The sequence below is a fragment of the Stenotrophomonas sp. genome (assembly GCF_035634915.1).
Classification (GTDB): domain Bacteria; phylum Pseudomonadota; class Gammaproteobacteria; order Xanthomonadales; family Xanthomonadaceae; genus Stenotrophomonas.
In genome coordinates this window covers 84,797-100,474 of sequence record NZ_DASQCB010000018.1, presented here as the reverse complement: position 1 = coordinate 100,474, position 15,678 = coordinate 84,797, and the positions used below count along the sequence as shown (strand labels likewise).

Here is a 15,678-nt window from a genome sequence, read left to right as displayed (position 1 = left end):
TTTCCTTTCCCGCTGTACCGTGCGAGTGCTGACATGCCCAGAAAAGCCGCGGAAATCATCGAAGAAGCACGTTCTGCCTCTGAACTGATCGATGCCCGCATCGACGAACTCGGCGACTGGCGTGGGCAGACGCTGGCACGCGTGCGCGCATTGATCCACGAGGCGCTGCCCGACGTGGAGGAGACCTGGAAGTGGCGTGGCACGCCGGTGTGGGAGCACAACGGCATCCTCTGCACCGGCGAAAGCTACAAGCAGGCGGTGAAGTTGACCTTCGCCCACGGCGCGGCGCTGCCGGACCCGAAGAAGCTGTTCAACGCCAGCCTGGAAGGCAACACGCGGCGCGCGATCGACATCCATGAGGGCGCGATGCCTGACGCCACCGCGTTCAAGGCCCTGATGCGCGCGGCGGCCAGGCACAACGCAGAAAAGAAAAAGCGGTAGCGCCGGCCGCTTGCCGGCGGATTCATGGCAACCGCTGCGCTCGCCGGGCATGGCCCGGCGCTACCGGGTCACCGCATCCGGGTCCGCCACCGGGGACGGCGGGCACGCTGGAATCTCCGACGGCGTGGCCAGTTCCTCGGCGTGCACCGGCGGGGTGATCATCTTCGCCTTGCGCCAGCCACCCCAGCGGTAATACGCCAGCGACAGCAGCATCGACACCAGCGAGCCGGCCGGGAAGCTCCACCAGATGGCGTCGGCGCCCCAGTACGGCTGCAGGAACTCGGCGAAGGGCACGCGCACGCCCCACAGCGACGCCGCCAGGATCAGCAGCGGTGGCACGACCGCACCGGTGGAACGCACCACGCCGGAAATGACGAAGCTGACGCCGAAGAACAGGAATGAACCGATCACGATGTGGTTGAGGTGGCGGGCGATCTGCAGCGATTCGCTGCCCTGCGGAAGGAACAGTGCCAGCGAGTACTGGTCCAGCAGCACCAGCGGCAGGATCAACGCGCCGGTCAGCAGGAAGTTGAACAGCACGCCCTGGCGCGCTGTGCCGCGCACGCGGTCCCAGCGCTGCGCACCGACGTTCTGCGCGGCCATCGACGAACACGCCGCACCGATGGCCATCGCCGGCATCTGCACGTAGTTCCACAGCTGCAGCGACGCACCGTAGGCCGCACCGGTTGCCGTGCCGTACTGGTTCACCATGGTCATCAGCAGGATGACCGACAGCGAGATCAGCACCATCTGCAGGCCCATCGGCACGCCCTTGACCACCAGCGCGCGCAGGATGGCCAGGTCGGGCTTGAACAGGTGCATGTCGGCGCGGCCCAGCCACAGCGTGTGCCGCTTGTGCCGCATGTACAGCAGCAGGCCGGACAACGACAGCGTCTGCGACACCAGCGTGGCCCAGGCCGAACCGGCGATGCCCAGTTCCGGGAACGGGCCGAGGCCGAAGATCAGCACCGGGTTGAGCGCGATATCCAGCACCACCGACACCAGCAGGAAGCGGAACGGGGTGCGCGAATCACCGGCACCGCGCAGGGCGGCGCTGAGGAAGGCGAACGCGTACAGCGTGGGCATGGCCAGGAAGATGATGCGCAGGTAGGCCTCGGCCAGCGGCAGCGAGGCGGCCGGCGTGCCCATGGCCGCCAGCAGCGGGTGGGCCAGGAACCAGCCAGCGATGGCGATGATCACCGACAGGCCGATGAAGAAGGTGGCACTGGTGCCGACCACGCGCCGCGCCTGCGCGATGTCACGCGCGCCGATGGCCTGTCCGATCAGGATGGTCGAGGCCATGCCAAAGCCGAATACCGAGCCGATCAGGAAGAACATGATGTTGTTGGCGTTGGCCGTGGCGGTCAGTGCCGCCTCGCCAAGGAAGCGGCCCACCCACACCGCATTCACCGAACCGTTCAGCGACTGGGCGATGTTGCCGGCCAGGATCGGCAGTGCAAACAGCAGCAGGTTGCGGCCGATGGGGCCGGAGGTCAGGTCGAGCGGCGCTTTGGCCATGGGCTGGTGATCGATTCCAGGGAGGCGCACACTAGCATCAAGCCGGTTTGCGGGGTGTGGCAATGCATCAACGACAACAGCTGGCGCGGCACTGCGTGGGGGCCTTGATCGTGGCCACGCTGGCCGCATGTTCGACGGGTGACCGGCTGGGTGATGCCCAGGTGCGGCCCGCCGACCGCCCTGAGTGCCTGGTCGGCAACCAGCGCCAGGACCTGGCAGGCACGCCCACGTTGATGGGGGGCAGTGGCTGCCGCACCGACCCCAGCAACCCGCGACCCCTGAACCAGCGCACGGAGTAGTACCTGCCGATGTCCGAGCTTTCCCCGCTGTCGCCCAGTGTCCGCCTGGACATCTGGTTGTGGGCGGCCCGTTTCTACAAGACCCGCAGCCTGGCCAAGCAGGCCATTGAAACCGGCAAGGTGGCCGTGGCCGGGCAGCGCCCGAAATCCTCGCGCGCGGTGCGCGTGGGCGAACAGCTGCAGGTGGATCGCGGCGAGGAGCATTTCGAGATCCAGGTGCTGGGCGTGAGCGACCAGCGCGGGCCGGCGCCGCTGGCGCAGCAGCTGTATGCCGAAAGCGAAGCCTCCAAGGCCCGCCGCGCCGAGCAGCGTGCGCTGCGCATCGCCGCCCGCGATGGTTTCCAACCGCCAGAGCACAAACCGGACAAGCGCGCACGACGGTTGATCCGCGCGCTGGGTGATCTGGACGCCCTTTGACGGTAGTCGCCCACCTTGGTGGGCGTCGTGTGGCGCATGCCAACCAAGGTTGGCATCTACCGGTTCATGGCCGCTGCGCGCACTCAGCCAGCATTCGGTTTTCACCCCGCACGTTGGATCTTCCTCTTCATGGAAGACCACCATGCTCCTGCGCCACAGCCTGCTGTGCCTGGCCCTCGCCACCGCCACCCCGGCGTTCGCCGCCGACATCACCTTCTGGGATACGCCGCAGCGCGGCGCCAACAGCTTCAACGAAAATCCGCCCGACCGTGCCTACTTCCAGGCGCTGCGCGACACCGGCGCAACGTGGGTACGGCTGAGTCCGGACAAGTGGAAAAGTGCCGGCGGCCGCGACTTCCTGATGGGCGATGCCGACCATTACACGGGCTTGGTGCAGGCCGATGTGGCAACCCTGCGGCGCGCGCTGGATGACGCGGATGCCTCGGGCCTGAAGGTGGTGCTGGTGCCGCTGTCGCTGCCTTTGCTGCGCTGGAAGCAGAAGAACAATGACGTGGTCGACCAGCGGCTGTGGCAGTCGATGGACAACCACCTGCCGGCGCAGCGTTTCTGGCGCGACCTGGCTACAGCGCTGAAAGGGCACCCGGCGCTGGCGGCCTACAACCTCATCAACGAACCGGCACCCGAGTACGGCACGGCGCTGGCCGAGCATGCGCCGCGCGTGGCAATGCAGCAGTGGTACGCCGGCGAGGAGGACGGCCCGCGTGATCTGCGCGTGCTGTACCGCGGGCTGATTGCCAGCGTGCGTGCGGTGGATGCGGACATGCCGCTGATGCTGGATGCCGGCTGGTACGCGGCGGCCGATGCCTTCGATTACTGGCCGGCGCCGCTGAACGATACGAAGCTGCTGTACAGCGTGCACATGTACGAACCGTACGCGGCCACCAGCGCGCCCAACCAGAAGCGCGCCACGCCGTACCGCTACCCGGGCACGGTGCCGTTTGGCCCCGGGAAGCAGCGTTGGGATGCGGCGCGCGTGCGCAGCTACCTGCAGCAGCCGATGGACTGGGCCAGGACCCATGGCATCGGTGCCAACCGGATGGTGATCGGTGAGTTCGGCTGCATGCGGCGCTGGCCGGATTGCGCTGCCTACCTGCGCGATGTGCTGGCGGTGGCCGAGCAGCAGCGGGTGCACTGGGCGTTCTATGCCTTCCGTGAGGATGGCTGGGATGGGATGGATTACGAGCTGGGCGACAAGGCGCTGCCGTGGTCGTACTGGCAGGCGGTGGAGAAGGGCGAGGCGGTGCAGCCACCACGGTCGACGCAGGCGCCATTGTTCGCGCCGATCCTGCAGCGGTTGCAGGATGGCGCGCGTTGAAACCGCCGCGGCTGCGCCGCATGCCAACCAAGGTTGGCATCTACCGGGGGATTGCTAAGGTTGGCATCTACCGTGGGACTGCTCTGGTAGTCGCCCACCTTGGTGGGCGGATCCGTGCATGCCAACCAAGGTTGGCATCTACCGGGGGATTGCCAAGGTTGGCATCTACCGGGGCATGGCCGCCGGGCCATGCACGGCGGCCACCGCATCCCCTCAACCGTGCAGGTCGTAGCGGTCCAGTTCCATCACCCGCGTCCAGGCGGCGATGAAATCCTGCACGAACTTCTTCTCTCCATCGGCACTGGCGTACACCTCGGCCAGTGCACGCAGCACCGCATTGGAACCGAACACCAGGTCGGCACGGGTGCCGGTCCAGCGTGCGCTGCCATCGCCACGGCCGCGGCCTTCGTAGCTTTCGCGGCCGGTGGCCTTCCACTGCGTGCCCATGTCCAGCAGGTTCACGAAGAAGTCGTTGCTCAGCGTGCCAGGGCGTGCAGTGAATACGCCGTGCCTGCCACCATCGGCGTTGGCGCCGAGCACGCGCAGGCCACCGACCAGGGCGGTCATTTCCGGCGCGGTCAGGGTCAGCAGCTGCGCCTTGTCGATCAGCAGCGCTTCGCCCGGCACGTTGTAAGCGCCCTTGAGGTAGTTGCGGAAGCCATCGGCCGCCGGTTCCAGCACCGCGAAGGATTCGACGTCGGTCTGTTCCTGGCTGGCATCGGTGCGGCCCGGGGTGAACGGCACGCTCACCTCATGGCCACCGGCCTTGGCCGCCTGCTCGACGCCCACGCCACCGGCCAGCACGATCAGGTCGGCCAGCGATACCTGCTTGCTGCCGCCGCCATTGAACTCGGCCTGCACCTTTTCCAGCGCGGCCAGCACCTTGGCCAGCTGCTGCGGCTGGTTCACCGCCCAGTCCTTCTGCGGGGCCAGGCGGATGCGCGCGCCATTGGCACCGCCACGCTTGTCCGAGCCACGGAAGGTCGAGGCCGAGGCCCAGGCCGTGGACACCAGCTCGGCGACGCTGAGGCCGGTCGCAGCGATCTTCTGCTTCAGCGCGGCGATGTCCTTGGCGTCGATCAGCGGGTGCTTGGCTTCCGGCACCGGATCCTGCCAGATGAATTCTTCGGCCGGGATTTCCGGGCCCAGGTAACGCGCACGCGGGCCCATGTCGCGGTGGGTCAGCTTGAACCAGGCGCGGGCGAAGGCATCGGCGAAGGCCTGCGGATTCTCGAGGAAGTTACGCGAGACCTTTTCGTAGGCCGGGTCCATGCGCAGCGACAGGTCGGTGGTCAGCATGGTGGGGCGATGCTTCTTCGACGGATCATGCGCGTCGGGAATCACCGCGTCGGCATTCTTGGCCACCCACTGGTGGGCGCCGGCCGGGCTCTTGGTGAGTTCCCACTCGTTGCCGAACAGGATCTGGAAGAAGTCGTGGCTCCACTGCGCCGGGGTGCGGGTCCAGGTCACTTCCAGGCCACTGGTGATGGTGTCGCCGCCCTTGCCGCTGCCAAAACTGTTGGCCCAGCCCAGGCCCTGGCTTTCCAGCCCGGCCGCTTCGGGTTCCTTGCCGACGTTGTCGGCCGGGCCGGAGCCGTGGGTCTTGCCGAAGCTGTGGCCACCGGCGATCAGGGCGACGGTTTCCTCGTCGTCCATGGCCATGCGGCCGAAGGTATCGCGGATGTCATGCGCGGCCAGTACCGGATCAGGATTGCCGTCCGGACCTTCCGGGTTCACGTAGATCAGGCCCATCTGCACCGCGGCCAGCGGGTTTTCCAGCTTGCGCGAGTGCACGTCGCCATCGGCGTCGTCATCGGACACCAGCACGCCATGGTCTTCCTGCACGCCTTCGGAGCCGTGTGCGTAGCGCACGTCGCCGCCCAGCCAGGTGGTCTCGCGGCCCCAGTACACGTCCTGGTCCGGCTCCCAGGTATCGGGGCGGCCGCCCGCAAAGCCCAGCGTCTTGAAGCCCATCGATTCCAGCGCGACGTTGCCGGTCAGGATCAGCAGGTCGGCCCAGGAAATGGCCTGGCCGTACTTCTGCTTGATCGGCCACAGCAGGCGGCGCGCCTTGTCCAGGCTGACGTTGTCCGGCCAGCTGTTGAGCGGGGCGAAGCGCTGCTGGCCGCGACCGCCGCCGCCACGGCCATCACCGATGCGGTAGGTGCCGGCGCTGTGCCAGGCCATGCGGATGAACAGGCCGCCGTAGTGGCCGAAGTCGGCCGGCCACCAGTCCTGCGAATCGGTCATCAGCGCCTTCAGGTCGGCCTTCAATGCGGCGTAGTCCAGGCCCTTGAAAGCCTGCGCGTAATCGAAGCCCGCATCGAGCGGATTGGAGCGGCTGGAGTGCTGGTTGAGCAGATCCACGCGCAGCTGGTTCGGCCACCAGTCGCGGTTGGTCGTGCCGTCACCGACGACGGCGTGGTTGAACGGGCACTTGGCTTCGCTTTTCATGGGTGTCTACCTGTGGACTGGCGAAAGGTGGAATCGGGAAGGCCTGACCACCATAGGTGGCACCTACTGATCGGTAAATTTGATTGATTCAACCGATGCGATAGTGGCTACCTATCAGGGTCAGGGCTTGGACCGATGTGCGCGATCAACGCTTGAGCAGGCCCGCGCCGAGCTTGAGCAGATCGCTGGCACCGAACTGGCCATCGCCGTCCTGATCGAGTGCGCCGAGCAGGCCGCCGAGGCCGCCGCCCGCTTGCTGGGCTTCCTGGCCAAGGGCGGAGCTGAGTTCACTGGCATTGCCCTGCTGGGCGAACCGCTGGGCCAGGAACGACATGACGATGGGGGCGAGGATGGCCAGCAGCTTGCTGGTGGTGCCGCTGTCCAGGCCGGTCTTCTGCCCGAGCAGTTCGGCCGCCTGCGGCTGCTGGCCACCGAACACATGGCCGAGGATGCCGGCGCCATCGGTGGCCCCGCGGCCGCCACCGCCCATCACCGCACCGAGGATGCCGCCCAGGTCGAGACCGCCGCCGCCGCTGTGGTCGCGCTGCAGGGCATTGAGCAGGGACTGCGCGCCCTGCGGCTCACTGGCGTTCTGGCCCATGGCGCCCAGCAGCAGGGGCAGGGCACTGCCCACGGCCTGGGTGGTCTGGCTGCTGTCCAGGCCGAGCTGCTGGGATACCTGCTGCAGGCCTTGCCCCTGCTGCAGCTGCTGGAAGAGGGACGCGGCGAGGGATTGCGTATTCATGTCGGTCTCCGTTCAGTGAAGGAAGGACCGCCCGAGCATAACGCTGCGTGCACTACGGGAATGCGAAGGCAACCGAGCCTGGGTTCGGCGCTACAACGGTGCGCCGGATTCCAGGTAGAGCCGAGCCCACGCTCGGCTGCTCCTGACCTGGCAATGCGGTTACAACAACGTCTTCAACCGGTACAGGGCTTCCAACGCCTGCTTCGGCGTCAGCTCGTCCGGGTCGATGGCGGCCAGCGCTTCCTGCGCCTTGCTGGCCGGTGTGCTGAACAGACCGAACTGCTGCGGTGCATCCAGCGCCTGCGGCGAGACCTCAGCGGCATGGCTTTCACCGCCGCGCTGTTCCAGCTCGGACAGGCGACGGCGGGCCTGCGCCACGGTCGCGCGCGGCAGGCCGGCCAGCGCGGCCACCTGCAGGCCGAAGCTGCGGTTGGCCGGGCCGTCCTTCACCGCATGCATGAACACCAGCGCTTCGCCATGCTCGACGGCATCCAGGTGCACGTTGGCGATGCCGCTGCGGCCACCTTCGTGCTGCTCGTCAGCCAGTGCGGTCAGTTCGAAATAATGGGTGGCGAACAGTGTGTAGCAGCGGTTCTGGTAGGCCAGGTGGCGGGCCACCGCATCGGCCAGGGCCAGGCCGTCGTAGGTGGACGTGCCACGACCGATCTCGTCCATCAGCACCAGCGAATGTGCGGTGGCGTGGTGCAGGATGTAGCTGGTCTCGGCCATTTCGACCATGAAGGTCGACTGCCCGCGCGCCAGGTCATCGCCGGCGCCGATGCGGGTGAGGATGCGGTCGATCGGGCCGATCAGCGCACGGCTGGCCGGCACGAAGCTGCCGATATGGGCCAGCAGCACGATCAGCGCGTTCTGCCGCATGTAGGTCGATTTACCGCCCATGTTCGGGCCGGTGATGACGAGCATGCGACGGTCCGGATGCAGGTCCAGATCGTTGGGTTCGAACGGCTGTTCGCGCACGGCCTCGACTACCGGATGGCGGCCGCGTTCGATCTTCAGGCAGGGCTCGGCCTGCAGTTCCGGGCGCGCCCAGTCCAGTGCCTGCGCGCGTTCGGCGAAGGCGGCCAGCACGTCCAGTTCGCTCAGCGCGGCGGCGCACTGCTTCAGCGGTTCCAGCTGGCCGCCAAGCGTGTCCAGCAGCTGTTCGTACAGGTATTTTTCGCGCGACAGCGAACGGTCGCGCGCGGACAGCACCTTGTCCTCGAAGGCCTTCAGTTCCTCGGTGATGTAGCGTTCGGCATTGGTCAGCGTCTGCCGGCGGGTGTAATGCACCGGCGCGCGGTCGGACTGGCCCTTGCTGATTTCGATGTAATAGCCGTGCACGCGGTTGTAGCCCACCTTCAGGGTGGCGATGCCGCTGCTTTCGCGCTCGCGCTGTTCCAGGTCGACCAGGAACTGGTCGGCGTGCGTGGACAGACGGCGCAGTTCATCCAGCTCGGCATCGAAGCCATCGGCCAGCACGCCGCCATCGCTCAGTTTCAGCGGCGGCATTTCGGTAATGGCGCTGGCCAGCAGGTGCGCGCACTCATCGTGCTCGCCCAGCGCGGCGTGCAGGCTCTGCAGGCGCGGCGAATCCAGTGGCGCCAGCACCTCGCGCACGGCCGGCAGCAGGCCCAGGCCATCACGCAGGGTGGAAAAATCGCGCGGGCGCGCTGAGCGCAGCGCCACGCGGGTGAGGATGCGTTCCAGATCGCCCAGGCGACGGAACTGCTCGCGGATGTCAGCGTCGCTGCCACGGTCGATCAGCGTTTCCACCGCGTGGTGGCGCTGCACCAGCACCTCGCGCAGGCGCAGCGGGCGGTGCAGCCAGCGGCGCAGCAGGCGGCCGCCCATCGGCGTCACCGTGCTGTCGAGCACGCCCAGCAGCGTGTTGCGGGTGTCGCCATCCACGCGCGTATCCAGTTCCAGATGGCGGCGGGTGGCAGCGTTCATCGCGATCGCCTCGCCGGCGGTTTCCATCGCGATGGAGGTCAGGTGCGGCAAGCGCTGCTTCTGGGTTTCCTCGACGTAGCCGAGCAGGGCGCCGGCCGCTGCGGTGGCGCGCGGCTTGTCGTCGATGCCGAAGCCGCTCAGGTCATGCAGTTTGAAGAACGCCAGCAGCTGGCGGCGCCCGCTGTCCGCATCGAACAGCCACGGCGCACGGCGGCGCACGCCGGTGCGCTGGCGCAGGAATTCGGGCCAGTTCTCTTCGTCGGGCACCAGCAGCTCGGCCGGCTCCAGGCGGGCCAGTTCGGCTTCCAGCGCGTCGTCGGTCTCGACTTCATTGACCAGGAAGCGGCCACCGGCCAGATCGGCCCAGGCCAGGCCATAGCCCTGCTTCGTACGCGACAGCGCCATCAGCAGGGTGTCGCGGCGCTCGTCCAGCAGCGCCTCGTCGGTGACCGTGCCGGGGGTGACGATGCGCACGACCTTGCGCTCGACCAGGCCCTTGGCCAGGGCCGGGTCGCCGATCTGTTCACAGATGGCCACCGATTCGCCCAGCGCCACCAGGCGGGCCAGGTAGCCCTCGTAGGCATGCACCGGCACGCCGGCCATGGGGATGGGCGCGCCGCCGGAGCTGCCGCGCTGGGTGAGGGTGATGTCCAGCAGCCGCGCCGCCTTGCGGGCGTCGTCGTAGAACAGCTCGTAGAAGTCGCCCATGCGGAAGAACAGCAGCAGGTCCGGGTAGTCGGACTTGGCTGCGAAGAACTGCTTCATCAGCGGGGTGTGTTCGGCGGACTTGTCTTTGGACATGGGACTCGGAAATCGGGGCAGGCGCCCGCGCCGGGACGGCGGCAGGCAGCTGCGGAAATGGAGCCTCTATGGTAGCGGGTAGGGTGGGGCGCGGCACCCTCACTGCTTGGTCGGGCAAGCACGCGGGCCGATTGGCGGGGGGATGCCAAGCCCGCAAGATCCGCCGATGCGCCCCTACCGGCGGGACTCTCCCGGGTTCGAACTTCTGGGGGAAAATCCCTTCCTCGGCAACTGCGCAGGTAGCATAGGCTGATACGCAAATGCGCATAAGAGGGGAAGGAAATGGAAGATCCAGCGTTGTTGAGTATGGACGACTGGCCCGAAGAGATCGCCTTTGTCCCCTATGTGGGGAAACGCTACCTGGGTGGCTTTGAGGGACGTCGGGTGCTTTTGCTTGGTGAGTCCCATTACCGATCCGAGGGAATCGACAATGATCCCCTCATCACGCGGCCATTCACGCGACGCACATTCGACGATATGCAGACCTGCACGCGGGAGGGGGGCGGCAAGTTCTTCAATGAACTGGATCGTCTGCTTACGAATCAGACGGATCCTTCACTGCCGCTGGCAGCAGACGCTTGGCAGCAGGTTGCATTCTGCAATCTTTCGCAGCGATTCGCGGGTACTGCATCTGGGCACCGACCCTCAAGCGATGATTTCCGGGAAGGCAGCGACGTATTGTTGAAGTACATACTCCCCATTCTTCGACCTGACGTGATCCTGGTGCTCGGGCGAACCGCTTGGCGCCGGTTCAACCACGGAAAGCTGGCGGATCACCCCGTGTTCCTGGCACCTCGGGCGAACTCTGCGGAGCGTCGGCGCCGGTATCTGGAAGAGCGGGAACTATGGACTCTGGAATATGGCCACGGAGTGGCCTGGATGACCTGGGTCTATCATCCTTCATGGAGTATTGATCGCTGGGAAGATCGCGCAGCTGCACTGCGATATCTGCTGGATTGCCCTCACCAAACGCAGGATGCATGAACTGGATCGGATGAACGATTGGATGGGTTGCATGTTGGATGCAGTCCACCCAGCTGTTCGCACGACCTGCGGAAGTCGAATCAGCAATCGCAGTCAGGCGACGCGTGTCGGTGCCGCTGTGATACCTCACTCCTCCATCGCCCACGTTCCCCCACCACCCGCCACCGCATCCGCACCCCCACCCAGCACCTTGTACAGCGTCACCCGGTTGGTCGCCTCCGCCAACCGCAGGGTTACCAGATCCTGCTGGGCGGCATCATCAGTGCGCTGTGCATCCAGCAGTTCCAGACGGCTGTCGATGCCATTGCGGTAACGCACTTCGGCCAGCTCGCGGGCGCGGGTGGTTGCCTTCACACGCGCCTGCTGCGCATCGCGCTGCTCATCCACGGTGGCACGCGTGGCCAGGGCATCGGCCACTTCGCTGAAGGCGCTCTGGATGGCCTTCTCGTACTGCGCCACGCTCACGTCCTTGCTGATCTTCGCCTGGTCCAGCGAGGCCTTCAGCGCGCCGGCGTGGAAGATCGGCAGGGAAATGGTTGGCGTGAAGCTCCATTGCTTCGTGCCACTGTCGAACAGGCTGGACAGCGCATCACTGCCGCTGCCGGTTGAAGCGGTCAGCGAAATGGTGGGGAAGAATGCCGCGCGCGCCGCGCCGATATCGGCATTGGCCGCTTTCAGGGTGTGCTCGGCGTACAGCACGTCCGGGCGCTGCAGCAGCACCGCCGAGGACAGCTCGGCTGGCAGCGGTGCCAGCGCCACTGCTTCGGCATCGTTGGCGGCAGCGGAGGGCAGCAGGTCATCGCGCACCGAAGTGCCAACCACAAGATCCAGAGCGTTGCGTGCCTGCGCCAGCGAGGTGGTGTAGGCCGCCACGTCGGCGCGTGCGCTTTCCACGCTGGCCTGCAACGAGGCCAGGTCGACGCCGGACAGCAGGCCCTGCGCATGACGACGCTCGGTCAGCGCCAGGCTCTCGCGCTGGCTGGCCAGGGTCTGCTCGGCCAGCATCAGCCGCTGCTGGTAAGCGCCGACGGTCAGCCAGTCGCCTGCCACTTCGGCCACCAGGCTCATGCGCGTGCTGCGCTGGGTCTGTTCGGTGGCCAGCCAGGTCTGCAGGGCCTCGTCCTTCAGGCTGCGGATGCGCCCGAACAGGTCCAGCTCCCAGCTGCTGAAGCCCACCTGCGCGGTGGCGCTGCGGCTCACCTCGCTGCCGGTGCCTGTGGTGTTGCTGCGCGCGGCGGTGTGGCTGGCTGTGGCATCCACGCTGGGCAGCAGGTCGGCGCGCTGGATGCGGTACTTGGCGCGTGCGGCTTCGATGTTGAGCATGGCCACGCGCAGGTCACGGTTGTTGTCCAGCGCCAGCGCGATGACCTGCTGCAGCTGCGGGTCGATGAACACCGAGCGCCATTCCAGCCGTGCCACCGGCACCGCATCTTCGACCACCGCCACACTGGGGGTGCTGCCGAAGCTGTCGCGCACCGTGGCGTCAGGGCGCTGGTAGGCCGGGGCCATGCTGACGCAGCCACTCAGTGCCGCTGCACAGGCCAATGCCAGCGCCGTGCTGTTGAAGATCGAACGGTTCATGCCTTCACCTCTGCATCGGCGTCATCGTGGGCATCGTCTTCGGCCGGGCGCGGCTTCGACGGGAACAGGGTGCGCACCACCACGTAGAACAGCGGCACGAAGAAGATGCCCAGCGCGGTGGACGCCAGGGTGCCGCCGAATACGCCGGTGCCCAGCGAATGGCGGCCGCCGGAGCCGGCACCGCTGCTGATCACCAGCGGGAGTACGCCCAGCATGAAGGCCAGCGAGGTCATCAGGATCGGCCGCAGGCGCAGCCGCGCCGCGTGCAGTGTGGCCTGTACCAGGCCCATGCCCTTGTCTTCCAGTTCCTTGGCGAATTCCACGATGAGGATGCCGTTCTTTGCGGCCAGGCCCACCGTGGCCAGAAGGCCAACCTGGAAGTACACATCGTTGGACAGGCCGCGCACGCTGGTGAACAGCAGGGCGCCGACGATGCCGATCGGCACGGCCAGCATCACCGAGAACGGGATCGACCAGCTTTCGTACAGCGCGGCCAGGCACAGGAACACGAACAGCAGCGAGACCGCGTACAGCAGCGGCGCCTGCGCACCGGCCTGGCGTTCCTGGTAGGACAGGCCCGACCATGCCGCACCGAACTGGCCGTCGAGCTGGCCGACCAGCGTTTCCATCTCGGCCATCGCGGTGCCGGAACTCACGCCATCGGCGGCCTGGCCGCTGATTTCCATCGAGGCAGTGCCGTTGAAGCGGGTGAGCGAGGCGGGCGCGTAGCTCCAGCCGCTGCTGGAAAACGCACCAAACTGCACCATCTGGTTGTTGCTGTTGCGCACCGACCAGCGTTCGATGTCCTGCGGCAGCATGCGCGCGCTGGCCTCGCCCTGCACATAGACCTTCTTGATGCGGCCACGGTTGACGAAGTCGTTGACGTAGGTGCTGCCCAGTGCGGTGGACAGGGTGGAATTGATATCGCTCTGCGCCAGGTCCAGTGCACCGGCCTTGGCATCGTCGATCTTGACGTCGAAGGTCGGCGCGTCTTCCAGGTTGTCATAGCGCACCGACTGCACGACATCGCTCTTGGCAGCCAACGCCAGCAGCTGTTCGCGGGCCTTCACCAGCGCATCGTGTCCGGCGCCGCCGACGTCCTGCAGTTCCAGCGAGAAGCCCGCGCTCTGGCCCAGGCCGGGAATGCCCGACGGTGCCATGGCGAAGATCTGCGCATCGCGGAAGCGCTGTGCCATGGCCATGGTGATGCGCTGGCCGACGCTGTTGGCGTCGGCATCGCGCTCGCCCCAGTCCTTCAGCTTGACGAAGCCCATGCCCGAGTTCTGCCCGCTGCCACCCATGCTGAAGCCGGCCACGGCCATCACCGTGTCCACTTCCGGCTGCTGCCGCACGTACTCGGACATCTGCTGGATCACCGTCAGCGTCTGCTGCTGGGTGGCGCCGGAGGGCAGCTTCACCTGCACCATCAGCATGCCCTGGTCTTCTTCGGGCAGGAACGAGCTGGGCAGGGTGTAGAACAGCGCGCCCATCAGGGCCAGCACCAGCACGTAGGCGGCGATGCCGAAGCGGCGGTGCTTCAGCACGCGGCCCACGCCGTGCTCGTAGCGTTCGGCATTGCGGTCGAAGAAGCGGTTGAAGGTGCCGAAGAAGCGCGCCAGCAGGCCGGGCTTCGAGGTGTGGCCACCCTTGCTGATCGGCAGCAGGATCGTCGCGCACAGCGCCGGGGTGAGGGTCATGGCGACCAGTACCGACAGGATCATCGCCGAAGCGATGGTGACCGAGAACTGGCGGTAGATGGCGCCGGTGGAGCCGCCGAAGAAGGCCATCGGCAGGAACACCGCGGTCAACACCAGGGCGATGCCCACCAGCGCGCCCGTGATCTGCCCCATCGATCTGCGGGTGGCCGCGCGCGGCGACAGCCCTTCCTCGCTCATGAGGCGCTCGACGTTCTCCACCACCACGATGGCATCGTCCACCAGCAGGCCGATGGCCAGCACCATCGCGAACATCGACAGCGTGTTGATCGAGTAGCCCAGCAGCGACAGCACGCCGAAGGTGCCCATCAGCACCACCGGCACCGCGATGGCCGGGATCAGGGTGACGCGCCAGTTCTGCAGGAACAGGTACATGATCGCCACCACCAGCACGATGGCCTCGATCAGGGTCTTGACCACTTCTTCGATGGAGATCTGCACGAACGGCGTGGTGCTGTAGGCCACGTGGTAGGCCAGGCCGGTGGGGAAGTAGGGCTGCAGTTCGGCCAGCTTGGCGTCGACCGCCTTGGAGACGTCCAGGGCGTTGGCACCGGAGGCCAGCTCGATGCCGAGGCCAGCGGCGGCCTTGCCGTTGAACTGGCTGACCGCCGAATAGCTTTCGCTGCCCAGGGTGACGGTGGCCACGTCGGACAGACGTACATCGGCGCCATTGGCGCTGGATTTCACCACGATGGCCTGGAACTGCTCCACGGTCTTCAGGCGCGAGCGCGCGGTGACCGTGGCACTCAGCGACTGTCTTTCCACGGCCGGCAGTGCCCCCAGCGAACCGGCGGTGACATCGCTGTTCTGTGCCTGGATGGCCGCGGTCACGTCCGAGGGCATCAGCGAATAGGTGCGCAGCTTTTCCGGGTCCAGCCAGATGCGCATGGCGTACTCGGAGCCCATTACCTGCACGTTGCCGACGCCGCTGACCCGGCTCAGCGGATCCTGCAGCGAGGACACCATGTAATCGGCGATGTCGGTGCCGTCCATGCTGCCGTCATCGGAGGTGAAGGCCAGCACCATGAACAGGTTGCCAGAGGACTTGCTGACCGTGACGCCGGTGCTCTGCACCGCGTCGGGCAGCAGCGACTGCGCCTGCTGCAGCTTGTTCTGCACCTGTACCTGGGCGGTGTCCGGGTCGGTGCCCGAGGCGAAGGTGAGGGTGACGTTGGCACTGCCCGACGAGCTGCTGCTGGAGGACATGTACATCAGATTGTCCAGCCCGGTCATGTTCTGCTCGATGACCTGGGTCACCGAATTCTCGGTGGTTTCAGCCGAGGCACCGGTGTAGGTGGCGCGGATGGAGACACTGGGTGGGGCGATGTCCGGATACTGTTCGACCGGCAACGTGTACACCGCCAGCATGCCGGCCAGGGTGATCACGATGGCGATCACCCAGGCGAAGATGGGGCGGTCGATGAAGAAGCGCGACAT

General features: G+C 66.7%; 11 protein-coding genes. 5 read left to right on the top strand and 6 right to left on the bottom strand.

Going from position 1 to position 15,678, the window contains the following annotated elements:
- Positions 1–33 precede the first annotated feature (33 nt).
- Positions 34–441, top strand: a complete 408-nt coding sequence (locus tag VER16_RS13455) for a DUF1801 domain-containing protein (protein WP_324808944.1) — start codon at positions 34–36, stop codon at positions 439–441.
- A gap of 60 nt (positions 442–501) precedes the next feature.
- Here VER16_RS13455 and VER16_RS13450 read toward each other — a convergent pair whose 3' ends face one another.
- Positions 502–1,959, bottom strand: a complete 1,458-nt coding sequence (locus VER16_RS13450) for an MATE family efflux transporter (RefSeq protein ID WP_324808942.1) — start codon at positions 1,957–1,959, stop codon at positions 502–504.
- Positions 1,960–2,021: 62 nt separating this feature from the next.
- Here VER16_RS13450 and VER16_RS13445 point away from each other — a divergent pair, with 62 nt between their 5' ends.
- The 3 genes from VER16_RS13445 (at position 2,022) to VER16_RS13435 (ending at position 4,011) form a co-directional block, all read left to right on the top strand.
- Positions 2,022–2,258: a hypothetical protein gene (locus VER16_RS13445; protein ID WP_324808940.1), complete on the top strand. Its 237-nt coding sequence runs from the start codon at positions 2,022–2,024 to the stop codon at positions 2,256–2,258.
- 9 nt (positions 2,259–2,267) lie between these two features.
- Positions 2,268–2,675, top strand: coding sequence for an RNA-binding S4 domain-containing protein (locus VER16_RS13440; protein WP_324808938.1), 408 nt, complete (start codon positions 2,268–2,270; stop codon positions 2,673–2,675).
- A 142-nt stretch (positions 2,676–2,817) separates the two neighbouring features.
- Entirely contained in the window at positions 2,818–4,011 is a 1,194-nt protein-coding gene (locus tag VER16_RS13435; RefSeq protein WP_324808936.1) for a glycoside hydrolase family 5 protein, read from the top strand.
- A gap of 213 nt (positions 4,012–4,224) precedes the next feature.
- On the opposite strand, the gene katG is transcribed toward VER16_RS13435, so the two are convergent.
- The 3 genes from katG to mutS form a co-directional block, all read right to left on the bottom strand.
- Entirely contained in the window at positions 4,225–6,465 is a 2,241-nt protein-coding gene (katG, locus tag VER16_RS13430; RefSeq protein ID WP_324808935.1) for a catalase/peroxidase HPI, read from the bottom strand.
- Positions 6,466–6,610: 145 nt separating this feature from the next.
- Entirely contained in the window at positions 6,611–7,210 is a 600-nt protein-coding gene (locus tag VER16_RS13425; protein ID WP_324808933.1) for a DUF937 domain-containing protein, read from the bottom strand.
- A gap of 159 nt (positions 7,211–7,369) precedes the next feature.
- Complete coding sequence (gene mutS / locus VER16_RS13420; RefSeq protein ID WP_324808931.1) at positions 7,370–9,961, bottom strand: DNA mismatch repair protein MutS; 2,592 nt, start codon at positions 9,959–9,961, stop codon at positions 7,370–7,372.
- Positions 9,962–10,243: 282 nt separating this feature from the next.
- On the opposite strand from mutS, the gene VER16_RS13415 reads away from it, so the two are divergent.
- Positions 10,244–10,945 (top strand): uracil-DNA glycosylase family protein, encoded by a 702-nt coding sequence (locus tag VER16_RS13415; RefSeq protein WP_324808929.1) that lies wholly within the window; start codon positions 10,244–10,246, stop codon positions 10,943–10,945.
- Positions 10,946–11,071: 126 nt separating this feature from the next.
- On the opposite strand, the gene VER16_RS13410 is transcribed toward VER16_RS13415, so the two are convergent.
- Complete coding sequence (locus tag VER16_RS13410) at positions 11,072–12,526, bottom strand: efflux transporter outer membrane subunit (protein ID WP_324808927.1); 1,455 nt, start codon at positions 12,524–12,526, stop codon at positions 11,072–11,074.
- Entirely contained in the window at positions 12,523–15,678 is a 3,156-nt protein-coding gene (locus VER16_RS13405) for an efflux RND transporter permease subunit (RefSeq protein WP_324808925.1), read from the bottom strand. The genes VER16_RS13410 and VER16_RS13405 overlap by 4 nt, the downstream gene beginning before the upstream one ends.